Source organism: Actinokineospora sp., from assembly GCF_050699995.1.
In the GTDB taxonomy this organism is placed as follows: Bacteria; Actinomycetota; Actinomycetes; order Mycobacteriales; family Pseudonocardiaceae; genus Actinokineospora.
Genome location: NZ_JBOHGC010000460.1, coordinates 1 through 23,438 on the forward strand (window position 1 = coordinate 1; position 23,438 = coordinate 23,438).

At 70.3% G+C, this 23,438-nt stretch carries 24 protein-coding genes; 12 read left to right on the forward strand and 12 right to left on the reverse strand.

What is annotated here, in order from left to right:
- Positions 1-550: 550 nt before the first annotated feature.
- Positions 551-2,668 carry a glycogen debranching protein GlgX gene (glgX, locus tag ACRDSQ_RS22585; RefSeq protein WP_431423828.1) on the reverse strand — a complete coding sequence of 706 codons (2,118 nt, stop codon included), beginning with the start codon at positions 2,666-2,668 and terminating at the stop codon, positions 551-553.
- Positions 2,669-2,740: 72 nt separating this feature from the next.
- On the opposite strand from glgX, the gene ACRDSQ_RS22590 reads away from it, so the two are divergent.
- From ACRDSQ_RS22590 to ACRDSQ_RS22605, 4 genes are read left to right on the forward strand one after another with little or no spacing between them, the layout of a single operon-like run.
- Positions 2,741-3,568 carry an ABC transporter ATP-binding protein gene (locus ACRDSQ_RS22590; RefSeq protein WP_431423830.1) on the forward strand — a complete coding sequence of 276 codons (828 nt, stop codon included), beginning with the start codon at positions 2,741-2,743 and terminating at the stop codon, positions 3,566-3,568.
- Positions 3,569-3,628: 60 nt separating this feature from the next.
- The gene (locus ACRDSQ_RS22595) at positions 3,629-4,408 is read left to right on the forward strand and encodes an enoyl-CoA hydratase/isomerase family protein (RefSeq protein ID WP_187221412.1); all 780 of its coding nucleotides are present in this window, start codon (positions 3,629-3,631) and stop codon (positions 4,406-4,408) included.
- The gene (locus tag ACRDSQ_RS22600) at positions 4,398-5,354 is read left to right on the forward strand and encodes a class I SAM-dependent methyltransferase (protein WP_431423832.1); all 957 of its coding nucleotides are present in this window, start codon (positions 4,398-4,400) and stop codon (positions 5,352-5,354) included. Before ACRDSQ_RS22595 ends, ACRDSQ_RS22600 begins: the two co-directional genes overlap by 11 nt.
- Entirely contained in the window at positions 5,355-6,533 is a 1,179-nt protein-coding gene (locus tag ACRDSQ_RS22605) for a THUMP-like domain-containing protein (protein ID WP_431423833.1), read from the forward strand.
- Here the strand turns inward: ACRDSQ_RS22605 and ACRDSQ_RS22610 are convergent.
- Entirely contained in the window at positions 6,511-7,452 is a 942-nt protein-coding gene (locus ACRDSQ_RS22610) for a nucleoside hydrolase (RefSeq protein WP_431423835.1), read from the reverse strand. The genes ACRDSQ_RS22605 and ACRDSQ_RS22610 overlap by 23 nt on opposite strands.
- A gap of 49 nt (positions 7,453-7,501) precedes the next feature.
- Here ACRDSQ_RS22610 and ACRDSQ_RS22615 point away from each other — a divergent pair, with 49 nt between their 5' ends.
- Complete coding sequence (locus ACRDSQ_RS22615; protein WP_431423836.1) at positions 7,502-8,257, forward strand: acyltransferase; 756 nt, start codon at positions 7,502-7,504, stop codon at positions 8,255-8,257.
- A 93-nt stretch (positions 8,258-8,350) separates the two neighbouring features.
- On the opposite strand, the gene ACRDSQ_RS22620 is transcribed toward ACRDSQ_RS22615, so the two are convergent.
- Genes ACRDSQ_RS22620 through ACRDSQ_RS22635 form a run of 4 tightly spaced genes read right to left on the reverse strand, consistent with a single transcriptional unit; the run spans position 8,351 to position 12,793 of the window.
- The gene (locus ACRDSQ_RS22620; RefSeq protein ID WP_431423838.1) at positions 8,351-9,604 is read right to left on the reverse strand and encodes a glycosyltransferase family 4 protein; all 1,254 of its coding nucleotides are present in this window, start codon (positions 9,602-9,604) and stop codon (positions 8,351-8,353) included.
- A 32-nt stretch (positions 9,605-9,636) separates the two neighbouring features.
- Positions 9,637-11,157, reverse strand: a complete 1,521-nt coding sequence (locus ACRDSQ_RS22625; protein WP_431423840.1) for a 1,4-alpha-glucan branching protein domain-containing protein — start codon at positions 11,155-11,157, stop codon at positions 9,637-9,639.
- A complete protein-coding gene (locus ACRDSQ_RS22630) occupies positions 11,154-11,918 on the reverse strand; it encodes a methyltransferase domain-containing protein (RefSeq protein ID WP_431423841.1) in 765 nt (254 codons plus the stop codon). Before ACRDSQ_RS22630 ends, ACRDSQ_RS22625 begins: the two co-directional genes overlap by 4 nt.
- Positions 11,919-11,956: 38 nt before the next feature.
- A complete protein-coding gene (locus tag ACRDSQ_RS22635; protein ID WP_431423842.1) occupies positions 11,957-12,793 on the reverse strand; it encodes an SAM-dependent methyltransferase in 837 nt (278 codons plus the stop codon).
- 135 nt (positions 12,794-12,928) lie between these two features.
- On the opposite strand from ACRDSQ_RS22635, the gene ACRDSQ_RS22640 reads away from it, so the two are divergent.
- Together ACRDSQ_RS22640 and ACRDSQ_RS22645 are read left to right on the forward strand one after the other, a co-directional pair.
- Complete coding sequence (locus tag ACRDSQ_RS22640; protein ID WP_431423843.1) at positions 12,929-13,804, forward strand: helix-turn-helix domain-containing protein; 876 nt, start codon at positions 12,929-12,931, stop codon at positions 13,802-13,804.
- Positions 13,805-13,964: 160 nt separating this feature from the next.
- Complete coding sequence (locus tag ACRDSQ_RS22645; protein ID WP_431423844.1) at positions 13,965-14,564, forward strand: DUF397 domain-containing protein; 600 nt, start codon at positions 13,965-13,967, stop codon at positions 14,562-14,564.
- 225 nt (positions 14,565-14,789) lie between these two features.
- On the opposite strand, the gene ACRDSQ_RS22650 is transcribed toward ACRDSQ_RS22645, so the two are convergent.
- Positions 14,790-15,626, reverse strand: coding sequence for a DegV family protein (locus ACRDSQ_RS22650; protein WP_431423846.1), 837 nt, complete (start codon positions 15,624-15,626; stop codon positions 14,790-14,792).
- Between the two features lie 268 nt (positions 15,627-15,894).
- Between ACRDSQ_RS22650 and ACRDSQ_RS22655 the strand changes: the two genes are divergently transcribed.
- The 4 genes from ACRDSQ_RS22655 to ACRDSQ_RS22670 all read left to right on the forward strand — a co-directional run bounded on the left by ACRDSQ_RS22655 (position 15,895) and on the right by ACRDSQ_RS22670 (position 19,442).
- The gene (locus ACRDSQ_RS22655; RefSeq protein ID WP_431423848.1) at positions 15,895-16,680 is read left to right on the forward strand and encodes an electron transfer flavoprotein subunit beta/FixA family protein; all 786 of its coding nucleotides are present in this window, start codon (positions 15,895-15,897) and stop codon (positions 16,678-16,680) included.
- A 23-nt stretch (positions 16,681-16,703) separates the two neighbouring features.
- Entirely contained in the window at positions 16,704-17,672 is a 969-nt protein-coding gene (locus tag ACRDSQ_RS22660; RefSeq protein WP_431423849.1) for an electron transfer flavoprotein subunit alpha/FixB family protein, read from the forward strand.
- Positions 17,673-17,817: 145 nt separating this feature from the next.
- Entirely contained in the window at positions 17,818-18,570 is a 753-nt protein-coding gene (locus ACRDSQ_RS22665; RefSeq protein WP_431423850.1) for a GNAT family N-acetyltransferase, read from the forward strand.
- 2 nt (positions 18,571-18,572) lie between these two features.
- Positions 18,573-19,442: a lysophospholipid acyltransferase family protein gene (locus ACRDSQ_RS22670; protein WP_431423851.1), complete on the forward strand. Its 870-nt coding sequence runs from the start codon at positions 18,573-18,575 to the stop codon at positions 19,440-19,442.
- Here ACRDSQ_RS22670 and ACRDSQ_RS22675 read toward each other — a convergent pair.
- The 5 genes from ACRDSQ_RS22675 to ACRDSQ_RS22695 all read right to left on the reverse strand — a co-directional run bounded on the left by ACRDSQ_RS22675 (position 19,434) and on the right by ACRDSQ_RS22695 (position 22,655).
- Positions 19,434-20,027, reverse strand: coding sequence for a class F sortase (locus ACRDSQ_RS22675; protein ID WP_431423852.1), 594 nt, complete (start codon positions 20,025-20,027; stop codon positions 19,434-19,436). The genes ACRDSQ_RS22670 and ACRDSQ_RS22675 overlap by 9 nt on opposite strands.
- 5 nt (positions 20,028-20,032) lie before the next feature.
- Positions 20,033-20,374: a hypothetical protein gene (locus tag ACRDSQ_RS22680; protein ID WP_431423853.1), complete on the reverse strand. Its 342-nt coding sequence runs from the start codon at positions 20,372-20,374 to the stop codon at positions 20,033-20,035.
- A gap of 204 nt (positions 20,375-20,578) precedes the next feature.
- On the reverse strand, positions 20,579-21,379 hold the full coding sequence (locus ACRDSQ_RS22685) for a methyltransferase domain-containing protein (protein WP_431423855.1): 801 nt from the start codon (positions 21,377-21,379) through the stop codon (positions 20,579-20,581).
- A 287-nt stretch (positions 21,380-21,666) separates the two neighbouring features.
- The gene (locus tag ACRDSQ_RS22690; RefSeq protein ID WP_431423857.1) at positions 21,667-22,155 is read right to left on the reverse strand and encodes a hypothetical protein; all 489 of its coding nucleotides are present in this window, start codon (positions 22,153-22,155) and stop codon (positions 21,667-21,669) included.
- Positions 22,152-22,655 (reverse strand): SigE family RNA polymerase sigma factor, encoded by a 504-nt coding sequence (locus ACRDSQ_RS22695; protein ID WP_431423859.1) that lies wholly within the window; start codon positions 22,653-22,655, stop codon positions 22,152-22,154. Before ACRDSQ_RS22695 ends, ACRDSQ_RS22690 begins: the two co-directional genes overlap by 4 nt.
- 123 nt (positions 22,656-22,778) lie before the next feature.
- Here ACRDSQ_RS22695 and ACRDSQ_RS22700 point away from each other — a divergent pair.
- On the forward strand, positions 22,779-23,438 hold a 660-nt coding region (locus ACRDSQ_RS22700), incomplete at its 3' end, for an MFS transporter (protein ID WP_431423861.1).

A 23,438-nucleotide genomic window follows, 5' to 3' on the forward strand; every position in this document is an offset into this window, starting at 1 on the left:
GGCTGGAGAAGCGCACCACGTCGAGCAGTGGCGGGGAAAGGCGGTTGACCGCCGACGCGGTCAGCCGGCGCAGCTCGGCGGGCGTCCACACGGGACGGCGGGGCCGGATCAGGTCACGCAGCTGCGGGGAGTCGAGACGGGGGTGGATGTCCAGATCGGCAAGGGTCGGCATGTGTGGTCCTCGGTTCGTGTCGGAGTGATGACAGCGAAACGCGGCACGCCTGGGGGTGTTTGATCAGCGAGAGGCGAGCCGCGTGGCGGTACAGCCGCACGAGGCCACCAGTTGGAGGTCGATCGTGCGGTCACGCCACAGGAGCGACCCGGTCATGCGGCCATGCTGGCATGGCGGACCGGCAGCGGCCCCGCCTCCCACGTCGTGGAACCTGGGCTTGCCGTGGGCACCGTGATCCACAGCTGACCGCCGGTTATCCACAGCCTGCGCGCACACCTTCTTTCGCGCCTTCACCGTCGATAGACTGGCCAAGGGCAGCCCCCCAGTGGTGGGCGGGGGTTGTTGTGATCCGCCCGGGGCTTTCGCCGAAATGCTTTGTCAGGTCGACCGGGGTGCGCGCATCAGCAGCGTCATCCGGCCGGTCAGGTGCACCCTGTCGCAGGGGGCGCGCGGTGTGGTGTCGTCTGGAGCGCCGCGGCGGGTGCGGGTGTCCAAGGTCGGGACGAACCGCTCGCCGTACCGGGCCGGGGGCAGGGTGAAGTCGATCGGGTCCTGACCCGCGTGCAGGAGCAGCAGCCAGGAGTCGTCGGCGACGACGTCGCCCTCGCGGGTGCGGGAGAGGCATTCCGAGCCGTCGATCCACATACCCAGCGTGCGCCGGGACTCGTCGAACCAGTCGTCGTCGGTCATGGAGTTGCCGTCGGGGCGGAACCAGACCAGGTCGGGTTCGCCGGACCTGGTGGGCCTGCCGTCGAAGAACTCCGGCTGCCGCAGGGCGGGGGAGTCGGCGCGCAGGGAGATCAGGTGGCGGGTGAACGCCAGCAGGTCTTCGCCGCGTGCGTTCGCCGACCAGTCGAGCCACGACGTGTGGTTGTCCAGGCAGTACGGGTTGTTGTTCCCGTGCTGCGTGCGCCAGCGTTCGTCCCCGGCGGTGAGCATCGGGGTGCCGGTGGACAGCAGGAGCGTCGCCAGGATGTTGCGGGCCTGCCGGTCGCGCAGTTCCAGCACCGCCGGGTCCTGCGTCTCGCCTTCCACCCCGCAGTTCCACGACCGGTTGTCGTCGGTTCCGTCCGCGCCGTGTTCGCCGTTCTCGTGGTTGTGCTTGTGGTTGTAGGACACCAAGTCCCGCAACGTGAACCCGTCGTGGACGGTGACGAAGTTGACCGAAGCCCACGGCCGCCGCCCGTTGGCGGAGTACAGGTCCGACGACCCCGACAGCCGGTAGGCGACGTCGCGCAGCCCGGTGGCGCCGCGCCAGAAGTCTCGGGTGCCGTCGCGGTAGCGCCCGTTCCATTCGGCCCAGTTGACCCCGAAGCCGCCGACCCGGTACCCCTCACCGGTGGCGTCCCACGGCTCCGCGGTCAGCTTCCGGTTGGACAGCACCGGGTCGGTGGTGATCGCCGTCAGCAGCGGGGCGTCGGGGTGGAAAGCGCCGCCGTGCGGCCTGCCGAGGACGCTGGCCAGGTCGATGCGGAACCCGTCGACCCCCATCTCGGTGGCGAAGTACCGCATCGAGTCGGTGATCAGCCGCACCGCGGTCGGCGATCCCGCGTCGATCGTGTTCCCGCACCCCGTGAGGTCCACGTCGTGCCCGTTCTCATCCAGCACGTAGTACGCCGGGGCGTCGAGCCCCCGCAGCGACACCGTCGGGCCCGCCGCGCCGCCCTCGCACGTGTGGTTGTAGACCACGTCGAGGATCACCTCGATGCCCGCCGCGTGCAGCGCCGCGACCATGGTCCGGAACTCCTCGACCTCGCGACCCCGCCGCGACGCGTACGCGCCGTGTGGGGCGAGGAAGCCCAGGGTCGCGTAACCCCAGTAGTTGTGCCTGCCCGTGCGCAGCAGCAGCGGCTCGTCGGCGAAGCTGTGGACGGGCAGCAAGTCGACCGCCGTCACCCCCAGCCGCAGCAGGTACTCGATCACCGCCGGGTGCGCCAGACCCAGGTACGTCCCGCGCTGCTCCTTCGGCAGGTCCGGGTGGAGCTTGGTGAACCCGCGCACGTGCAGTTCGTAGATCACCATCTCCTCGAACGGCACGTCCGGCCGCCGCCCGGTGTCGGGACCGCCCAGTGAGGTGACCACCGATAGGGGGACGGAGCCGAGCGAGTCGATCCGCGACGGCGGCCCGGTCATCGGGTCGCCCCGGTAGCCGCGGGTGGCGCCGAGGTCGGTGACCGTGCCGGAGATCCGCCGCGCGTACGGGTCGACGAGAAGCTTCGCCGGATTGCACCGCAGCCCCCGAGCGGGCTCATACGGCCCGTGCACCCGGTAGCCGTAGCGCTGCCCGGGCGTGACCCCGGGGACGGTCCCGTGCCAGACCCCGAACGTGCGCTCCGCGAGTTCGATCCGCCGCTCGACGCCACCCTCGTTGATCAGGCACAACTCCACCGCGTCGGCGATCGACGACGCCACGGCGAAGCGCACTCCGCCCGCCTCCGGGTGCGCGCCGAGCGGGTAGGGATGGCCGGGCAGCAGACGTGGCTCGGAGTGGGTCACTCCTCCATCCTGGCGCAAGGGCCCGACAATGGCGGACCCCGACAGCCCCGGCCGTGTCGCGGCAAAGGCAGAATGGCCGCCGTGACCCCGCACACTGACGTCAGCACCGCTCCCGACGACCTGGTTGTGCACATGACGGACGTCGGCGTCCGTCGCGGCAGCACGGAACTCCTCAAAGGGGTGAACTGGAACGTCGAGCTCGATGAGCGCTGGGTGATCCTCGGCAGCAACGGCGCGGGCAAGACCACGTTGCTGCGGATGGCGGGCGCCGAGCTGCACCCGACCAGCGGCGCCGTGCACGTCCTGGGCGAGCGCCTGGGCAAGGTCGACGTCTTCGAGCTGCGCACCCGCATCGGGTTCTGCTCCGCGGCGCTCGCGGGCCGCGTGCCCGCCGAGGAGAAGGTGCTCGACGTCGTCGTCAGCGCGGGCTACGCCGTCCTTGGCCGCTGGCGCGAGGAGTACGACCAGCTCGACACCGGCCGCGCGGGCGAGCTGCTCAAGGCCATGGGCATCGCCCACCTCGCCGACCGCACCTTCGGCACCCTGTCCGAGGGCGAGCGCAAGCGCGCCCTGATCGCCCGCGCCCTGATGACCGACCCCGAACTGCTGCTGCTCGACGAGCCCGCCGCGGGCCTCGACCTCGGCGGCCGCGAGGACCTGGTCGCCCGCCTGTCCGAACTGGCGATGGACCCCGACGCCCCGGCGACCGTGCTCGTCACCCACCACGTCGAAGAGGTCCCGCCCGGCTTCACCCACCTGCTGCTCCTCTCCGCCGGTGGCGTGGTCGCCCAGGGCTTGATCGAGGACGTGCTGACCAGCGAGAACCTGTCCGCCGCGTTCGGTCAGGACCTCGAACTCGAGCGGTCCGGCGACCGTTACTTCGCCCGCCGCCGCAGCTGACTTTCGTACTGACAGGTAACCTTCGACGACGTGGTATCGGACCGGTAGGAGGACATCGCCGTGGGTGAGTTCGTTCGGCTTGAGGTCGAGGACGGCATCGGGACCATCCGGCTCGACCGGCCGCCGATGAACGCCATCAACCGCCAACTCCAGGCCGAGCTGCGCGAGGTCGCGCAGGAGGCCCGCGAGCGCGACGACGTCAAGGCGGTCATCGTCTACGGCGGCCCGAAGGTGTTCGCGGCGGGCGCGGACGTCAAGGAGTTCGCGGAGATGTCGTACACCGACATCGCCGACTACGCCCCCGAGCTGACCGGATCGCTCACCGCGATCGCGGAACTGCCCAAGCCGACCGTCGCGGCCATCACCGGCTTCGCCCTCGGCGGCGGCTTCGAACTCGCCCTGTGCTGCGACCGCCGCATCGCGGGCGACAACGCCAAGGTCGGCCAGCCCGAGATCCTGCTTGGGATCATCCCCGGCGCGGGCGGCACGCAGCGGCTGGCCCGGCTGATCGGCCCGAGCAAGACCAAGGACCTCGTCTACACCGGCCGCTTCGTCAAGGCCGAGGAGGCGCTCACGCTCGGCATGGTCGACGAGGTCGTCGCACCCGACGACGTCTACGAGGCCGCCAAGCGGTGGGCCCGGCAGTTCACCACCGGCGCCTCCCGCGCGCTCGCCGCCGCGAAGGCCGCGATCGACGGCGGCCTGGACAACGACCTCGCCAGCGGCCTGAAGCTGGAGACCAACCTCTTCGCGGCGCTGTTCGCGACCGAGGACCGCGACACGGGCCTGAAGTCGTTCATCGAGAACGGGCCCGGAAAGGCGGAGTTCCATGGCCGCTGACCCCACGCCCAACCCGCACGCCACCGCCGAGCAGGTCGAGGCCGCGTTCTCCGACCCCAAGCTCGCGAACGTGCTGTACCACGACTGGGAAGCGGGCTCCTACGACGAGAAGTGGTCGATCTCGTACGACGAGCGCTGCATCGACTACGCGACCGGCCGGTTCAAGGCCGTCGCGGGTGACAAGGAGTGGCCGTACGAGACGGCGATGGAGCTGGGCAGCGGCACCGGCTTCTTCCTGCTGAACCTCATGCAGGGCGGCGTGATCAAGAAGGGGTCGGTCACCGACCTCTCGCCCGGCATGGTCGAGGTGGCGCTGCGCAACGCGGAGAGCCTGGGCCTCGACGTCGACGGCCGGGTCGCCGACGCCGAGCGCATCCCGTATGAGGACAACAGCTTCGACCTGGTCATCGGCCACGCCGTGCTGCACCACATCCCCGACATCCCGGCGGCGTTCCGCGAGATCCAGCGGGTGCTCAAGCCGGGTGGCCGGTTCGTCTTCGCCGGCGAGCCCACCAAGATCGGCGACCGCTACGCCCGCAAGCTCGGCCAGGCGACGTGGTGGCTGACCACCAACGTCACCAAGCTGAGCGCGCTGAGTTCGTGGCGCAGGCCGCAGGAGGAACTCGACGAGTCCTCCCGCGCCGCCGCGCTGGAGGCCGTGGTCGACATCCACACCTTCGACCCGGCGGAGCTGGAGACCCAGGCGCGCGCGGCGGGCATGGTCGAGGTCCGCGCGGTCACCGAGGAGTTCGCCGCGGCCCTGTTCGGCTGGCCGGTGCGCACCTTCGAGGCCGCCGTGCCGCGCGAGAAGCTCGGCTTCGGCTGGGGCATGTTCGCGTTCAAGACCTGGCAGCGCCTGTCGTGGCTGGATGAGCGCGTGCTGCGCAAGGTGCTGCCGCGCGAGCTGTTCTACAACGTGCTCATCAGCGGCCGCAAGCCGACCTGAGTGGGCTACGGATTCACCCTCGACGACGTGGCGTTCCTGCGGTCGTCCGACGGAGCGGCGGCGGCAGCCGAGATCGATCGGCTGCCGCTGACCCCCGCGAGCTACTTGGCCGACGTGGCCAAGGCGCGGACCCTGGCAGGCGACCGCGCCCCCGCCCTGCTGGAAACCGCGCTGCTGCGCCGCAAGGCGACGTCCAAAGTGGACAACCCGGTCGATTGGCTGTTCACCGACGCCGCGCTGCAGCAGGCCACCCCGACCCCGGTCGCCCGGCACCGTGCCCGCAGGCTGCGAGGCCGCGACGTCCACGACGTGACCTGCTCCGTCGGCGTCGACCTCGCGGCGGTGTCCGAGGTGGCCGCGCGCTGTGTCGGCTCCGACCTGGACCCGGTCCGGCTGGCCATGGCCCGGCACAACCTCAAGCGCCCCAACGTGATCCTGGCCCAAGCCGACGCGCTGGTGCCGATCACCCGCGACATGGCGGTCCTGGCCGACCCGGGCCGCCGCGACTCCTCCGGCAGGCGCCGCTGGCGCCCGGAGGACTTCGCGCCGCCCCTGGGGGCCCTCGCGGAGGCGTATCGAGGTCGCGACTTGGCCGTGAAGTGCGCTCCGGGTATCGACTTCGACGACGTGCCGTGGGCGGACGAGGTTGAGGTCGTCTCCCTCGACGGAGCTGTCCGCGAGGCCTGTCTGTGGACCGGCGGCCTGGCCACGGAAGCCGCGAGGCGGGCCACCGTTCTGCGTTCCGACGGTTCGGAGTGGACAGTCACCGACCGCGCCGACGACACCTGCCCGGTCACCGACGTCCGTGAGTGGATCATCGACCCGGACGGTGCGGTGGTTCGCGCGGGTCTGGTGCGCCACTACGCCGCCGCGCACGGCCTGAGCCAGCTCGACGAACGGATCGCCTACCTCACCGGACCCGTGCCCCCACCGGGAATCCGCGCGTTCCGAGTCCTCGAACACGGCAAGTACAGCGAGAAGACTCTGCGCTCCACCCTGGCCAAGCGTGGCGTCGGCCGGGTCGAGATCCTCGTGCGGGGCCTGGACATCGACCCGAACGCGCTGCGGCCCAGGCTGAAGCTCAAGGGCCCGGACGAGGTGTCGGTGGTGCTGACCCGCGTCGGCCGGTCGCCGGTCGCGATCGTGTGCGAGGCCGTCAGGACAGACCCCGCAGGATGAACTCCCGCAGGTCGTCGAGTTCGGTGTCGGTCGCGATATCGATCACCCGGGCCTCGGTGGTGTCGTTGTACTGAGTCAGCCGCCGGTCGGCGAGCGTCGCCCCGCGTGCGGGCCCGAAGGCCGTCTCGACGCGAATCGGCAGCCGCTCGGTCTTGAGGATTCCCGGACTCATCGCCTCGGCCACAGCCACGGCGTCGTGGATCACCATGCCGTCGAAGTTCATCAACTCGCTGTAGTGCGCGCGATAGGAGCCGGTCAACGACTCCAAGGTCGCGCCCAGCGGGCCGCTCGCGGCCAGCCGCTCCAGCCAGCCCGCGTCGACCCGGCACCGGTACGTCAGGTCCATCGGCACCAGGACGGTGGGGACGGACTCCTCCACCAGCACCCGCCGGGCCGCCTCCGGGTCCGACCAGATGTTGAACTCGGCGGCCGAGGTGGCGTTGCCGCCCGCCAGCCCGCCACCCATGATGACCAGCCGCTCGATCCTCGGCGCGAGTTCCGGGTGGGTCGCCAGCAGGAGCGCGATGTTCGTCAGCGGGCCGATCGGCACGATCGTCACGGGTTCCGGCGACGCACGCAGGACTCGGGCCATCAGGTCGACCGCGCCCAGGGGTTCGGTGCCACGCGTGCGCACCGGCAGCAGGTCCGCGCCGCCCGACAGCCCGTCCTCGCCGTGCGCCGCCTTTCCCTCGGCCGCCTGCGGGTGAACCAGGGGGCGGGCGGCTCCCGCGGCCACCGGGACGTCCTCACGGCCACACATGGCCAGCAGGCGCAGCGCGTTGCGGGTGGTGGATTCGAGGCCGACGTTGCCGAACACCGTCGTGACCGCCAGCAGGTCCACCTCGGGTGAGCGGGCGGCCAGACAGAGTGCGAAGGCGTCGTCGACGCCGGGGTCCGTGTCGATGATCAGACGAGGCATACGACCACCTTGCCACCGGGTCCCTACTGCTGGGTTAACGTTTTCGTCCATGACGTCCATGTGGGGCTCGCCCGTGTCCGATCGACTGCGATTCTGGTCGCGCGCGCACCGCGACCCCGCCCAGGCACGCTTCCTGACCAGGGACTCCCTGCGCTGGGTCCTGCGCAACCGGGCGTACACGCCCTGGTACCTGGTCCGGTACTACCGGCTGCTCAAGTTCCGCCTGGCCAACCCGCATGTCGTGCTGCGGGGGATGGTGTTCCTCGGCAAGGACGTCGAGATCCACGCCCGTCCGGGCTTCGGCCGGCTCGAGATCGGCCGCTGGGTGCACATCGGCGACGGCAACGCCATCCGCTGCCATGAGGGCTCGATGCGCATCGGCGACAAGGTCGTGTTCGGCAGGCAGAACGTCGTGAACTGCTACCTGGACATCGAGTTCGGTGAGGCCGCGCTGGTGGCCGACTGGGTCTACATCTGCGACTTCGACCACGTGACGGCCGATATCCACCAGCCGATCAAAGACCAGGGAATCGTGAAGTCCCCGGTGCGAATCGGACCGGACACGTGGATCTGCACGAAGGTCACGGTCACCAAGGGCACGCGGATCGGCCGAGGCTGTGTCATCGGCGCCCACGCGGTCGTTCGTGGAGAAATCCCGGACTACGCGATCGCCGCTGGAATGCCCGCAAAGGTGGTCAAGAGCAGACTCACCGCCTACGAAGCGGACGCGGCCCGCCGCGCGGCGGTCGCGGACATGGATCGCAAGGCGCGCAAGGCCCTGCAAAAATCCCTAGAGTCCACCTAACCCACCCGCGAGTCCCCACCTCCCGACAATGAGTTCTCAGTTCAAGCCAGGTGAAATGAGAACTCGTTGTCGGGAGGTGGGGACTCGCGGGTGTTAGACGGTGAAGGCGTTGCCGCTGGCGATCTTGGGCCTGCCGAGCTGACCTGCCGGTCCCGCCTCGGCTTGTTCGTAGACCGCCGCTGTTTGTTCGGCGATTCGGTTCCAGTCGAAGTCGACTGCCAGGCGGGCCTTGGCCATTTTCGCCCGTCGCTTGGCGCTGGTGGGGTCGTCCAGGACCCGGCGAACGGCCGTCGCGATGCCGTCCATGTCGCCTGGTGTGAAGGACAGGCCGGTTTCTCCGTCGACCACGACCTCGCCGAGACCGCCTGCCGTCGACGACACCAGTGCGGCTCCCGCCGCCGCCGCTTCGAGGGCGACGATGCCGAAAGGCTCGTATCGGCTGGGCAGGACTACCGCGTCCGCCGCCGCCAAGGTCGCACCCAATTCCCGGTCCGACATGTGGCCTGCGAAGTCGATCGCGCGGCGGACTCGGAGTTTGCGGGCCAGTTCTTCCAACTGCTTCGCGTAGGTGCCTCGGCCTGCCACCACCAGGCGGGTGCCGGGGTGGGTCCGTCGGATCCGCGGCAGTGCGCCGATCAGGTCCTGGACGCCCTTCTCCCATTCCAGCCTGCCGAAGAACAGCAGCAGCGGCGCGTCAGCGGGGCTGTGCGAGGCCCGCGCTTCGCGGATGGCCGCGGGTGTGACTCGCCAACTGCGGGGCTCGATGCCGTTGTGGATGACCGTGATCGTTTCCGGGTCGACCTCGAACAGGTGGGACACCTCGGCCCGCATGGCTGAGGAGCACGTGATCAGGGCGTCCGAGCGGTTGGCCAGCCACCACTCGACCGAGTGAATCTGCTGGTTGAGCGGCTGGGAGAGCCAACCGCTGTGCCTGCCTGCCTCGGTGGCGTGCACGGTCGAGACCAGCGGCGCCTTCGCGCGTTCGGCCAGGGCGATGGCGGGGTGGGTGACCAGCCAGTCGTGGGCGTGGACGACGTCCGGGTGCCAGTCGTCGATCAGGGACAGGCCTGCGCGGATCATGGCGTGGCCCATGGCGAGGGTCCAGGCGACCAGGTCCTTCTCGAAGACCAGGTGGGTCGGGTCCTCGGCGACCCGGACGACCCGGACGCCGTCGTGGACCTCGTCCTCGGTCGGGTGGGTCTCGGCGTCGGTGCCCGCCTCGTGGCGGCACAGCACAACCACGTCGTGGCCCTGGTCGGCGAGGTGGCGGGCGATCGCGTGCACATGCCTGCCGAGCCCTCCGACGACGACAGGCGGGTACTCCCAGGACAGCATCAGCACGCGCATCGAGCGAATCCTCGCTTTCGGGTCTCGAAACCCTACTCGTCAGTACCCAACCGTCGTGCATCGAGTCCGGCGAAGGGCCCGTCGTCGGAGACGAGCTCGGCCGCCCGCTGTAACCCGCGGTCGCGCGCACCCGCGCGAACCAGGCTCGCCAGCTCCGCGTAGCGCTCGCCGTGCACCTTGGCCCGGCGCCGAGCGTAATCGGCCGCGGAGTCCTTGGTGACCATGAAGGCCCAGTCGCTGGACAGGGCCAAGAGGGCTTCACGCAGCACCTGGTCCATGACCGGGTCTCGGTCACCAACCGGGTGCTTGTCGACGAGGTCCAGCAGGTCGCGCTGCAGTTCGGCGCCCGCGTGCACCAGGCCGGCGACCTGCTCGCCGTCCCACACCCGCCAGTCCTTGCCCGAGCCCCACGACGACGCGGGCAGGTCGACCCGACCACCGAGGTGCCCGGCGTCGAGCGCGCCGCGCAGCGACGTCACCCGGACCCCCGCCTCGGGCAGCGCCCGCAGCACCTTCTCCAGCCAGACCGGCCCCTCGTGCCACCAGTGCCCGTAGAGCTCCGTGTCGTACGCGGACACCACCAGACCCGGCTTGCCGTGCTGCTCACGCAGGTCCGTCAGCCTCCGCACGACGGTGTCGACGAAGTCGGTCACGTGCCGCTCGATCGCCTCGGCGGCCGGCGTGGGCTCGTACGGCCGCTTGTCGCCGGGCTCGACGTTGCGCCCGGTCACCCGCGACGGCTTCAGGCCCGACGGGTGGTCGTAGGTGTGGAAGTCGCGGTAGGCCGGGTCACCCGGGTAGCTCGCCTTGGGCGACCACACCCGGTAGGTGACCTCCAGGTCGCGCCCGAAGCACACGACATCGGAGTCGCCGACCGTGCGCGCCGCCGAGGTGTGGCCGTGCAGCGCCGGCCCGTCGACCAGGAACCGCCGGACACCCGCCGCCGCGTACCCCGTCTCCATGCCCGGCGCGTAGCCGCACTCCGGCGCCCAGATCCCCTCGGGCCGGTGACCGATCCGCGCCTCGGTGTCGTCCAGACCGGTGCGCAGGGCGAACGCGCGCAGCCGCGGGTCGAGAAGCGGCTGGAACGGGTGGGTGGCCGGGCCGCCGATCAACTCGATCACGCCGCTGCCGACCAGGGTCCGCAAAATGGGCGAGAACCCGCCAGTCCAGTGCGTCTCGAACTCGGTCAGCGCCGCCGCGGACGCCCGGAACTCGGCCGCAGCGACCTCGCGCAGCAACGGGTCGGCACCCTGCCAGCGGACACCCGCGTACTGCGCCCGCAGGTTCCAGTTGCCCAGCCAGTCGTGCACCCCGCGCAGCGAGTACGGGTCGTCGAGCTGGGCGGCCAGCACCGGGGTGATGCCCAGGGTGAACATGTCGCGCTTGCCCTCGGCGGCGAAGCGCCGGGCCAGGTCCACGATCGGCAGGTACGAGTGGGCCCACGCCTGATAGAGCCACTCTTCGCCGACCGGCCAGGTGCCGTGGTGCGGCAACCAGGGCAGGTGGCTGTGCAGGACGAGGGCGAAACTGCCTATCGGGTGTTTGCTCATGCGCGCGCGATCCCGACCAGGTCGAGACTGGCGTCGATGTCCTCGGTGGTGATCTCGAAGTCCTCCGCGCGCACCGACGTCACCGCCGCCATCAGCTCGTCGGACCACGGCTCGCCCGACACGGCCACCTCGATCTGCGCGTCGATGATCGACCCGCCCAGCGCCGCGTCCAGCTCGCGCAGGCGCGGCCCGTGGTGCACGCCGCCGAGGAACTCGACCTCGAAGCCCGCCTCGACCAGCAGGTCGGCCATCTCGGCGCCCGACAGCTCACGGGTGTGGAAGGGGTTGAGCGGGGTGTCGCGACCAGGGGAGAAGGTGATCCGGTTCGGCGTGGTGATCAGCAGCCTGCCGCCGGGGCGCAACACCCGGCGGCACTCGCGCAGGAAGCCGTCCTGGTCCCACAGGTGCTCGATGACCTGCAGGTTCGCCACCACGTCCACCGAGTCCGACCGCAGCGGCAGCGCCGCGAGGTTGCCCCGCAGCGTGCGCACCGACGGGTACGCCTTGGCCACGTGCGCGGCCGTCAGCTGGTCGTAGTCGAGTCCCACGACGAGCCGGGCCCGACCCGCGAGCAGGTCCGCGCCGTAGCCCTCACCGCAGCCCGCCTCCAACACCACCGCGTCCGCGCAGTGCTCCGCGAGGTCGAGATACGCGACCTCGTGGCGCCGGAACCAGTAGTTCTCCTGCGGGATGCCCGGAACCGTGCGCTCACCGGTCAGCGGGAGCGATTCGGCAGGCGGGGCTACGGGATCGGTGCGCACCCCGGCACCGTAGCCGATGGCCTACCAGCCAGTACGGATCAGGGCTTGCGGCCGATGCCGCCCGCGATGCAGTACTGGACCTGGTCGAGCGGCTTGATCTGCGGGCCGTCCGGCCACCAGGTCGCGCACAGCGAGACGCCGGGGTGGACCATCTCCAGACCGGGGAACATGCCCTCGATCTCCTTCTGCGTGCGGAAGACACCCGTGCCCATGGGGCTGTGGATGAACACGTCCTCCATGCGCCGCGAGAGCGCGCTGTGCTCGGCGGTCTGCGGGTCGAGGAAGTGGCTGATGCCGACGAACGAGCCCGAGGGCAGCGCGTCGATGTAGGTCTTCATGATGTCGGCGGGGGACCGCTCGCCGTCGTAGTGGTGGATCGTGCCCATCTGGAACAGGGCGATCGGCTCGTCGAAGTTGAGGTGGCTGCGCACCGTCTCGTTCTCGAGGATCCGCTCCGGCTCGAAGATGTCCTCGGCGATGAAGTGCGTCTGGTCGTTCTCCTCGAGCAGCGCGCGGCCGTGGGCCAGCACCACCGGGTCGTTGTCGACGTAGACGACCACCGAGTCGGGCTCGATCCGCTGGGCCACCTGGTGGGTGTTCTCCGCGGTCGGCAGGCCGGAGCCGAGGTCGAGGTACTGCTTGACCCCGGTCTGGTTCGCGATGAACCGGGTCGCGCGGATAAGGAAGGCGCGGTTGTCGTACGCGAGCTGAGCCGCTTCGGGGGCGACCGCCTTCACCCGGCGGAACACCTCGCGGTCGATCTCGTAGTTGTCCTTGCCATTGAGGAACGCGTCGTAGACTCTCGCGATGCTTGCCTTGCTGGTGTCGATGTAGACAGGCACATCACGTTCGGTCTGCTGGGCGTCGGTGGACATGCTTTCCTCACAGAGCGTCGTGGATCATGGACGGTGCGGAGTCGAGGGGTAACCTCACCTTAGGGGTGTTGGCAAGAGTGCGGCCAGGTAGGGCTCGCATTCCAGCGGAGAGTTCGAGTCGGGAAGGGACGGAGCGTGGCCGACGGCCGCAACGATGGTGGTCAGAGCAGTGGCCCGACGGCGCGCAGGATCGTGCTGGGTTCCCAACTCCGAAAACTCCGCGAGAAAGCCGAGATCAGCCGGGCTGACGCCGGATACCAGATCCGTGGTTCCGAGTCGAAGATCAGCCGGATGGAGCTGGGCCGCGTCGGCTTCAAGGAGCGCGACGTCGAGGACTTGCTGTCGATGTACGGCGTCACCGAAAAGGATGAACGCGACCAGTTCATCTCCCTGGTCCGGCAGTCGAACGAGCCCGGCTGGTGGCACCGCTACAGCGACCTGATGCCGAACTGGTTCACCGACTACGTGGGCCTGGAGGAGTCGGCTTCGCGTATCCAGACCTGCGAGTTGCAGTTCGTCCCCGGCCTGCTGCAGACCGAGGAGTACGCCCGGGTGCTGGCCAGCCACGGCCGCCCGGAGCTGAGCACCGACGAGACCGAGCGCCGGGTCGCCCTGCGCGCGTCGCGGCAGAAGGTGCTCCACCGCACCGACGCGCCGAAGCTGTGGGCGGTCATCGACGAGTCCGTGCTGCAACGGCCCATCGGCGGGCCGCGGGTGCTGCGCGACCAGATCGACCACCTGCTCGAAGTCACCCGGCTGCCCAACATCAGCCTGCAGGTCGTGCCGTACGCGCTGTCCGGCTACGCCGCGGAGAGCTCGTTCACCATGCTGCGGTTCACCGAGCCGGAGCTGCCCGACCTGGTCTACATCGAACACCTCGGCGGCGCCGTCTACCTGGACCGTCGCGAGGAGATCGAGACCTACAGCCGGGTGATCGACCGGCTGGCCGTCGACGCCGAGACGCCGAGCCAGACCCGCCAGACGCTGATCAAGCGACGCGCGGAGATCTGACCGGGCGAAGTGCGCTGACCGCTCGCCGCTCCGATCCGACCGCCCGACGACTCCGGCAGATGCACGTGCATTTGCGCCGGCGGTCGATCGTGTTACCGTCGTCACGTTCAAATGCACGTGCATCTGCAACGTGAGGATGACGTCGGGAGGCGGGGTCGCGATGACCGTGATTCGCAACGGAATGTCAGCAGCACTGGTGACCGGCGCCAACTGGCGCAAGGGCAGCCGGAGTGGCGCGGTCGGGAACTGTGAGGAGGTCTCGCCGGTCGCCGACGGACGCACCGCCATCCGCGACTCCAAGAGCCCCGACGGCCCGGCCCTGGTCTTCTCCGGGCAGGTCATCCGCTCCTTCACCACCGCGCTGCGCGGCGGCGTCCTGCGGATGCCGACCGCCGAGACCTACCTGCGCAGGCTCGTCGCCCGCGGCTTCGACTTCCTGCACCCGCGCGACGCCCGCGGCGAGATCGCCGCCGTCGTCGGTGTGCGCGCCCACCACAACGTCATCGACGTCATCCGGCTGCACGCCGAGAACAACGCCATCGCGTCGCGGCTGCCCGCCGACGCGGCGGACGTGCTCAACCCGACCGAGGTGCTCTGGCAGCGCGCGGGCTGGGCCACCGACATCCTGCGTGACCTGCTCGCCCTGCCCGACGAACGCACACCCGGCGCCTTCACCCACCACCGCGCCGAGACGTCGGCCTCGGGCTGCTGGGTGCCCACCGCGCCCGGTCGTGCGAAATGGCTTCCCGCGACGGCCTGACCCCACGTCGCCGCGCGTGAGTGATGACAGCGCGCCCTGTTCATCACGAACGTGAAGACCACCTTTCCCCCGGGAGGTGGTCTTCCGTTTCCGCCTCCCCGAAATTTCAACTTTCGTCACCTGCCGTTTATGGGTGCGGTTTGGCGGTGACCGTGGTCGGGTTTCGTCACGGGCCCCTTAGATAGCGGTCGCATGGGGTGGCGGGTTTGTCAGACAGTCATCCATCTATACGGGTGAGATGGAGATGTTCAGCGCGCCGGGACCCAAATGGACCGCCAGGGCCGAGCTGGCCTCGATGATCACGCACTGCCGCACCCGCGGAACGCGCGGCAGCAGGGTGTCGAGCATCGCCTGAGCCTGTTCGGGCGCGCCCACGTGCCCCACGGCCAGGTCGACCGCCCGCCCGTCGATCCGGCGGACAGCGGTGTCGATGAGTTTGCGCACCGCGCGGACGCCGCCGAGGACCTTGTCCAGCGGGGCCACCTCACCGTCCTTCATGGCCAGCAGCGGCTTGAGGGACAGCGCGGTGCCGATGAGGCTCGCGGTCGCGCCGATGCGCCCGCCGCGGCGCAGGTACTCCAGGGTGTCCACATAGAGCAGTTCGGAGCAGTCGGCGAGCCTGCGGCTCAGCGCGTCGATGATCCGGGCGGGATCGCCACCGGCCGCCGCGACCCTGGCGGCCGCCGTCGCCGCGTACCCAAGGGACATTCCGGTGGTGCCGGAGTCGACGACGTGCACCGGGATGGACGCGCGCTCGGCGGCTTGCTTCGCGTGCGCGTAGGTCTGGGACTGGCTGCTGGAGATGTGGACGGACACGATCGCGTCGCACCCGTCGGCCGCGGCGGCCTGGTAGGCCCAGAACAGCGCCGCCGGGTCCGGTGGCTCGGTCGAGACGTCGCGGCCCGCGCGCAGCGCGTCGATCAGCATCTTTCGGGGGACTCGTGACTCAAGATCGAGGTGGCCGTCGATGCGGATTTGTACCGGGATGACAGTCAGCCGCCACTGCGCGGCCATCTCGGCGGGCAGGCAGGCGGTGGAGTCCGTGATCACGGCGACCCTCATTCCTAGGACAATAACCCGTTCGGACCAGCGCGCGGACGCGCGCATCACCGCGGAGAGGGGCTCGTGGTGAGCACTGTCACGGCCCCCGCGTGGGCGCTGCGCCTTGCACCTCGGCTACTGGCGAGTAACATCGGCGTGGCCAAGGCCACCGTGTCAAGTGGTCGACCCGCATGGCAAGGTCAGCCGAACCGCACGAGAATTCAAGGCGGCGCGCTGCCGGTCGGCGGCGAACACACGGTGCTCGTACCCAGGAGGTCGAAGAAGACCCATGCCAAACATCGTTGTCCTGGTCAAGCAGGTGCCAGACACCTACTCGGAGCGCAAGCTCTCAGACTCCGACCACACGCTGGATCGTGAGTCCGCCGACGCGGTGCTCGACGAGATCAACGAGCGCGCCGTCGAGGAAGCGCTGCTGATCAAGGAGGCGCAGGGCGGCGAGGTCACCGTGCTCAGCGTCGGCCCCGATCGTGCGACCGAAGCCATCCGCAAGGCCCTCTCCATGGGCGCGGACAAGGCCGTGCACGTCTCGGACCCGGCTCTGCACGGCTCGTGCGTCTTGCAGACCTCCAAGGTCATCGCCGCCGCGATCGGCAAAGTCGACGGCGTCGACCTCGTCATCGCCGGCAACGAGGCCACGGACGGCCGTTCCGGCGCCGTCCCGGCGATCCTCGCCGAGCTGCTGGGCTACCCGCAGCTCACCCACGCCCGCAAGGTCACCATCGAGGGCACGTCGATCAAGGTCGAGCGCGAGACCGACGAGGGCATCACGCACCTCGAGGCCTCCCTGCCCGCCGTGGTCAGCGTCGGCGAGAAGATCAACGAGCCGCGTTACCCGTCGTTCAAGGGCATCATGGCCGCGAAGAAGAAGCCGGTCGAGACGTTCACCGTCGCCGACCTCGGCATCGACGCGGGCGAGGTCGGCCTGGCCAACGCCACGTCCTCCGTGCTCGAGGCGGCCCCGAAGCCCCCGCGCGCGGCGGGCCGGCGGGTCGCCGACGAGGGTGACGGTGGCGTGAAGATCGCCGAGTACCTCATCGCCCAGAAGCTCATCTGACAAGCAGCGAAGGAGGAAACCCCATGTCCGAAGTTCTGGTCCTCGTCGACCACGTCGACGGCGAGATCAAGAAGGTCACCTTCGAGCTGCTGACCGCGGCCCGCCAGATCGGCGAGCCGTCGGCCGTAGTGGTGGGCTCGCCCGGCACGGCGGCCAAGCTCAAGGAGTCCCTGGCGGCCTACGGCGCGGCGAAGGTCTACGTCGCCGAGTCCGACGACGCCACCGGCTACCTGGTCACCCCGAAGGTCGACGTGCTCGCGGCCCTGGTGGAGAAGGCGGCCCCCGCGGCCGTCCTCGTCGCCGCCACGGCCGACGGCAAGGAGATCGCCGGGCGCCTGGCCGCTCGCACCGGTTCCGGCCTGCTGGTCGACGCCGTGGGCATCGAAGGGTCCGCCGGTGACGTTGTCGCCGTGCAGTCCATCTTCGGTGGCGCGTTCGTCGTCAAGTCGAAGTCGAACAAGGGCACGCCGATCGTCTCGGTGCGCCCCGGCGGCCTCGAGGCCGAGCAGGCGCAGGGCGCCGCGGCCGAGGAGGCCGTGGACGTTCCCGCGGCCGACGCGGCCAAGTCGGCCCGCATCACCGGCCAGGAGCCGATCGTCGGCGGCGACCGCCCCGAGCTCACCGAGGCGTCGGTTGTCGTCTCCGGTGGCCGCGGTGTCGGTTCGGCCGAGCAGTTCGAGGTCGTGGAGAAGCTGGCGGACGCGTTCGGCGCGGCTGTCGGCGCCTCGCGTGCCGCGGTCGACTCGGGCTACTACCCGCCGCAGTTCCAGGTCGGGCAGACCGGTAAGACGGTCTCCCCGCAGCTGTACGTCGCGCTCGGCATCTCGGGCGCGATCCAGCACCGCGCGGGCATGCAGACCTCGAAGACGATCATCGCCGTCAACAAGGACGCCGAGGCGCCGATCTTCGAGATCGCCGACTTCGGTGTCGTCGGCGACCTGTTCGCCGTGGCTCCGCAGCTGACCGAAGAGGTCGGCAAGCGCAAGGGCTGAGCCAAATCAAGATCGAATTCGGGGCGGTTCCCAGTGGGAGCCGCCCCGAACTCATTGTCGCGGCACTGGTAATTCACTGACTTTCCACCGGCCGGTTACGGGAATGGGCCGGTGACGGTTGCCGACCGGTCCGTAGAAAACAGATATGACCCACGTGCTGGTGAGCACCCCAGAGACCGGTACCGCGCGCTACTCGCTTCTGGTGGCCCACGACGGGGCCGAAGTGCGCGCCGCGCAGAGACTTCGCCACCAGGTCTTCGCCGAGGAGATGGGCGCGACCCTGCGGACCCCCGTGCCCGGTCTCGACGTGGACCGGTTCGACGAGTTCTGCGACCACCTGATCGTCCGCGAGGACACGACCGGCGAGATCGTCGGCACCTACCGGATGCTGCCCCCGGAGCGCGCCGCTGAGGCGGGCGGGCTCTACTCGCAGACGGAGTTCGACCTCTCCGCGCTCGCCGGGATGCGCGACGGCCTGGTCGAGACCGGACGGTCCTGTGTGCACGCCGAGCACCGCAACGGCGCCGTGGTGAGCCTGGTGTGGGCGGGCATCGCCCGGTACATGCTGCTCTCCGGCAAGAGCTGGCTCGCCGGCTGCGCGTCGGTCCCGCTGGCCGACGGCGGAGCCCTCGCGGCGGGCGTGTGGAACACCGTGCGCGCCAAGCACTATGCCGACGCGAGCTACCGGGTCCAGCCGCTGAACCCGTGGGACGTCGACTCGGTTCACACGCCCGCGCGCACCGTCATGCCGCCGCTGCTCAAGGGCTACCTGCGCCTCGGCGCCTGGGTGTGCGGCCCGCCCGCGCACGACGCCGACTTCGGTGTCGCCGACTTCTTCGTGCTGCTCGGCCTCGAGCACATCGACCAGCGGTACCTGAAGTTCTTCCTGGGGGAGTAGCGATGGCCCACGCCTGGATGCCCAAGTCGCCGTGCGGCCCGTCCTGTCTGACCGGTGGCGAGCCGACCGTCGGCCGGGCCCGGGTCGTGGCCCGGTTGGCCGGGGCCGCGGCGGTGCTGCTGGGCAGCGCGCTCGCGGTCCCGCTGCTGCCGGTCATCGGCCGCGCGGGCCGGGAACTGGTCGCGAAGACGATTTTCCGCGGCCTGCTGCGGGCGTTCGGCGTCCGGCTGGAGGTCACCGGTGATCTCCGGGCCGACCAGCGGCGCGGCGCCCTGGTGGCGACCAACCACGTGTCCTGGCTGGACATCGCCGCGGTGAACGCGATCCGCCCGATGCGCGCGTTGGCGAAGCTCGACATCCGTTCCTGGCCGGTCCTCGGCCGGATCGTCGCCGCCGCGGGAACCGTGTTCCTGCACCGGGAAAACCTCCGCTCGCTGCCCGCGACGATGGAGTCCCTTTCGGACGCGCTGCGGTCGGGGTCGCTGGTCTACGTGTGTCCGGAAGGGACGACGTGGTGCGGCCAGGGGGTCGGCCGGTTCCGGCCCGCGGTGTTCCAGGCGGCCATCGACGGCGGTGTGCCGGTGCGCCCGATCGCGCTGCGGTTCCTGATGGCCGACGGCCGCGAGACCACCGCGCCCGCGTTCATCGGGGACGAGACGATCATCGACTCGGTGCTGCGCGTTGCGCGGCTGCGGGGGTTGGTGCTGCGGGTCCAGGTGCTCGACGAGATCGCCCCCGGCCGGGCGGCCGACCGCCGCGAACTCGCGGCCCTGACCGAGGCCGCGGTCAACTCCGCCCTCGGTCGGGTCACGGTGCCCGCGCAGCGCAGGCGGGTGCGGCCGATCCGACCGCACCCGGCGCTGTCAGCCTGATTTCGGGCCGGCGTAGGCGATGACGTTGTCGCGGTAGTTCCCCGTGGCACGGTCGAAGCTGCCGCCGCAGGTGATCAGCCGCAACTCGGGTCCCGCGGTGTCGCCGTAGACCTCCTCGGTGGGGAAGGCGTCTTTCCGCACCTGCTGGAGCCTGCGGACGACGAAGGTCAGGGTGCTGCCGTCCTCGCGGGCGATCAGCACCTCGTCGCCGGGGGTGAGCTTGGTGAGCTGGTGGAAGATGCCCGGCTTGCCGTCGCCGTCGACGTGCCCGAGCACCACCGACGGTCCGACCTCACCCGGCATCGGACCCAGTCCGTACCAGGCGGCCTGCAGCGGCTGCGAGGTCGGCGGCACGTCGAGCGCGCCGTCGGTGGTGAGCCCGACCGGCACCAGAGACGACTTCGCGCCGATCTTCGGGATCTCCACCGACACCGGCTTGATCCGGGCCGCCGCGGTGGTGCTTTGGGTAGTGGGTGGCGGAGCGGTTATCGACGGCGCGGACACGGCTGTGGAGCAGCCGGACACCAGTGCCACCGCGACCATGGCCGCCGCGAACCCGCGGCGGCCATGACGAATGCGGGCCATGACGATCAGTTGGACCCACGCACCGCGCGCCTGCGCAGCGCGAAGGCACCGAACCCGGCGACGATGGCGGCGCCGCCACCGAGCAGCAGACCGGTGTTGTCAGCCTCGGGGCTACCACCACCGGTGTCCACGCCACCCTTGGGCCGCGGCGGGGCGGGCGCGGTGGTCGGGATCGGCGTGGGGCTGGAGGTGACCACAGCCGACGACGGCGCGACAGAGGGCTGCGGCGGCTTGACCGTGGTCGACGACGGCGCGGGCTGGTTTTCGGCGGCCACGGCCGGGGACATGGTGAACAGGGTCGCGGCGCCGACTCCGAGGCCGACGAGCAGAACGCGGACAGCACGCATGTGCTTCTCCTATGCGTTGGGACAGCGGGAATGGGTACGCATAGGAAGACCGGTCGGTGGTGACGGTCGGTTCGCCTTGGGGGGTGTTTCGTCGGTCAGAACACAACGGGCAACCTGGCTGCCGTTCTGATCGTCACGCGTCGGCGATTCCTTGAGGCCATCTATGACCGAGATCAGTCCTGTCAGGTGGCCCGAGGGCAGGCATCAGTCATGCTGTTTTCGGCCGAGGAGATGGAAAAATCGGGCGGTGTGCATGTAAGGCGGCTGGTCGGCGACGGCCATCTCCAACTGTTCGAGTTCGGCGAAGAAGGCCGGGTCGTGTTTGCGCTCGTCGTCGGTCATGTAGTGGCAGACGCTGCTGATGCCGTAGTGGGCGATGACCGGGCAGCCCAGTTCGCTGAGGACGGTGTCGACTTCCTCGGCGGTGCGCAGTGTCATCTTGGTTCCGAAGGTGAGGGTGCGCGCGAAGTAGGTGTCCAGCGCCGCGCAAGCGGCGGCTGGGTCGTTCTGGCGGATGGCGAGGTTCAGAGGCTCGGAGTGCCGGTTGATCGCGATGATCGAGAACAGTCCTCCTGGCCGGACGAGGCCAACGGCAGCGGCGAGGGCGGGCTTGAGATCAGGGAGGTACTGGAGAAGGTTGTGGCTGAGCACGAGGTCGTAGCCGCTGCGACCGGCCAGGGTGGCGGGTGGGTCGGTGGCGTCGGCCTCGACGCAGCTGACCCGGTCGGCGACGCCGGCTTCGGCGGCTCGCTGCTCGGCTGAGGCCAGCATCGCCGGGGCGTAGTCGGCGATGGTGACGTGGCAGCCTTTGACAGCCAGCCGGATCGCGTCGCCGCCGTCCCCGCCGCCGAGGTCGAGAACTCGCAGCGGAGTGTTGCCGAGGCCGTCCAGGTGGCGGGCGAGGTTGGCTTCGGCCTGGGTGTAGCGCAGCCTGCCCCAGGGGGTGTTCTGCCACTGCTGCCAGGCGGTCATTGCGGTGTCGAACGTCTGCGGTTTCTCCTGCACGAGGGCGACGATAGTCAGCGGGCAACGGGCGCCCGGCGGGTTCGGACCACGCTGTTCGGACCTGTCAACTGCAGGAGCCGATGCTGGTCGCGCGCTGAGGCAGTCTCCTGACGCGACTGGCCGTGGTGCTGGACGCCCGCAGTCGGGTGATCTCGTCGCGTTGGGCGGCGAGCCGTGTCAGGGCTTGGGTCCGGCAGTCGGATGACTGCTCGATCGTCGAGATGCTCCTATCACCTTCGTGGCGTGGTCGGGATGGCTGTCGTAGCAGGCCGTGGGGTTCGTCCGATCTACCGCCGCGTGGTGGTCGGGCTGACCGACGCCGGTGACGGGGCCGAGGTGACGGGTGCCGAGCGCGGGATGCTCGGTCGCAGAAACGCGGTGGGGGCCGGAGGTCCGGGCGGGCGGACGGTCGACTTCGTCGATGCGCTCGGCGGGTTCATCGGCGACGGGCTGACCGTCGTAGGTGGGGTCGTGACAACCTGCGGCACCGTCGGCGCGGTCGTGGTGACGCGGCCGACCTCCGCCGGGCCCACCATCCCTGGCGCCTCGACCGGGCCTGTCAACAGAGTCGCGCCCAGGGTCACGCCTGCGACCGCCGCCGCCACGCCGCCGATGCCCGCATAGCGCCTGGTCCGCAGGCGGCGTCGGGCCAGGGACAGGATCTCCTGTGGCTCCAAGCCCAGCTCGGGTTCCTCATCCAGCGCCCGGTGGATCACCGACCGGACGTCGTCGCGTTCCCGCGGGTCTGTCTCCGCACCTTCAGCGAAGCTGTTCATCGCGGTCCCTCCAGCACCATCTCGTCGCGGAGCATCCGCCGTAGTGAGGCCAGGCCTTTGGCGCACTGGCTCTTCACCGTTCCCTCCGCGCAGCCGAGCAGCTGTGCGACTTCCTCGACCGGCAGGTCCTCCCAGTACCGCAGCACCACCGCCGCCCGCTGCCGGGCCGGGAGGCGGGCCAGCGCGCGGCGGGCGTCGAGTGCGCTGTCGTGGTCCTCGTGCGGCGCCGCCACCTCGGGGAGGTCGTCGGCGCCCCATTCGCGTTTGCGCCATAGCCGCCGGGACTCGTCGATGGCCGTGCGCACCAGGATCTTGCGGGCGTAGGCGTCCACCGCGTCGTCCGCGCGGATCTTCGGCCAGGCGCGGAAGAGTTTGTGCAGCGCGCTCTGCACCAGGTCCTCCGCCCGGTGCCAGTCACCGCACAGCAGGAACGCGGTGCGCCGCAGCGCCGCCCCGCGCGCTTTGACGTAGTCGACGAACTCGTTGTCGCGATCGGTCACCCGACGGTCTCCCTCCCGGTCTACCCATGGTGACGACTGGGGTGGTGAGCCAGGTTGCCCTCCCCGGGAAATCTCACGAAAAGGACTGGACCTCCGGTGTGCTGGAGGTAGCACCATGGCCGGGTGACGGTCAACGAATCCCCAAGCGGGTCCCTGTGGAGCACCGAGAACCGGGCCACCACGGTCGGCATGCTGCTGCTCATCACGATCGCCGCGTTCGAACACCTCGGCGTCAGCACCGCCATGCCGCGGATGCTCGCCGAACTCGACGGTGGCCACCTCTACGCCTGGCCGTTCACCTCGTTCCTCGCCGCCAGCGTCGTGGCGACCGTGCTGTCCGGGCGGGTCTGCGACCGGGTCGGGCCCGGTCCGGTCCTGATGGTCGGCCCGACGGTGTTCCTCGCGGGCCTCATCGTCGCCGGGACCGCCGGCGACATGGCGGGCCTGCTCGTCGGCCGGGTCCTGCAGGGCCTGGGGCTGGGCACCGAGGTCGCCGCCATCTACGTGCTGGTCGCGCTGGTCTACGCGGAGAAGTACCGGCCCGCCGCCTTCGGGATGCTGGCGGCGGCCTGGGTGATCCCGTCCATCGTCGGGCCCACCGCGGCCGGTCTCGCCACCGAGCGGCTCGGCTGGCGGTGGGTCTTCCTCGGCCTGGCCCCGCTCGCGGTGCTCGGCGTGATCCTGCTGGTCCCGGCCCTGCGCGCGCTGCCGAAGCCGACCCGGGCCGCGACGCCGGGCCGACGTGGGCTGCCGCTGGCGGCCGTCGCGGCCGCGGTCGGGATC

Coding starts and splice junctions, on each gene's coding strand:
- ACRDSQ_RS22675 (WP_431423852.1), bottom strand. CDS start 20,027: ATGGCCCGCATTCGTCATGGCCGCCGCGGGTTCGCGGCGGCCATGGTC.
- ACRDSQ_RS22610 (WP_431423835.1), bottom strand. CDS start 7,452: ATGCCTCGTCTGATCATCGACACGGACCCCGGCGTCGACGACGCCTTC.
- ACRDSQ_RS22645 (WP_431423844.1), top strand. CDS start 13,965: ATGACCGTGATTCGCAACGGAATGTCAGCAGCACTGGTGACCGGCGCC.
- ACRDSQ_RS22625 (WP_431423840.1), bottom strand. CDS start 11,157: ATGAGCAAACACCCGATAGGCAGTTTCGCCCTCGTCCTGCACAGCCAC.
- ACRDSQ_RS22670 (WP_431423851.1), top strand. CDS start 18,573: ATGGCCCACGCCTGGATGCCCAAGTCGCCGTGCGGCCCGTCCTGTCTG.
- ACRDSQ_RS22615 (WP_431423836.1), top strand. CDS start 7,502: ATGACGTCCATGTGGGGCTCGCCCGTGTCCGATCGACTGCGATTCTGG.
- ACRDSQ_RS22680 (WP_431423853.1), bottom strand. CDS start 20,374: ATGCGTGCTGTCCGCGTTCTGCTCGTCGGCCTCGGAGTCGGCGCCGCG.
- ACRDSQ_RS22590 (WP_431423830.1), top strand. CDS start 2,741: ATGGCCGCCGTGACCCCGCACACTGACGTCAGCACCGCTCCCGACGAC.
- ACRDSQ_RS22650 (WP_431423846.1), bottom strand. CDS start 15,626: ATGAGGGTCGCCGTGATCACGGACTCCACCGCCTGCCTGCCCGCCGAG.
- ACRDSQ_RS22600 (WP_431423832.1), top strand. CDS start 4,398: ATGGCCGCTGACCCCACGCCCAACCCGCACGCCACCGCCGAGCAGGTC.
- ACRDSQ_RS22635 (WP_431423842.1), bottom strand. CDS start 12,793: ATGTCCACCGACGCCCAGCAGACCGAACGTGATGTGCCTGTCTACATC.
- ACRDSQ_RS22690 (WP_431423857.1), bottom strand. CDS start 22,155: ATGAACAGCTTCGCTGAAGGTGCGGAGACAGACCCGCGGGAACGCGAC.
- ACRDSQ_RS22660 (WP_431423849.1), top strand. CDS start 16,704: ATGTCCGAAGTTCTGGTCCTCGTCGACCACGTCGACGGCGAGATCAAG.
- ACRDSQ_RS22655 (WP_431423848.1), top strand. CDS start 15,895: ATGCCAAACATCGTTGTCCTGGTCAAGCAGGTGCCAGACACCTACTCG.
- ACRDSQ_RS22665 (WP_431423850.1), top strand. CDS start 17,818: ATGACCCACGTGCTGGTGAGCACCCCAGAGACCGGTACCGCGCGCTAC.
- ACRDSQ_RS22620 (WP_431423838.1), bottom strand. CDS start 9,604: ATGCGCGTGCTGATGCTGTCCTGGGAGTACCCGCCTGTCGTCGTCGGA.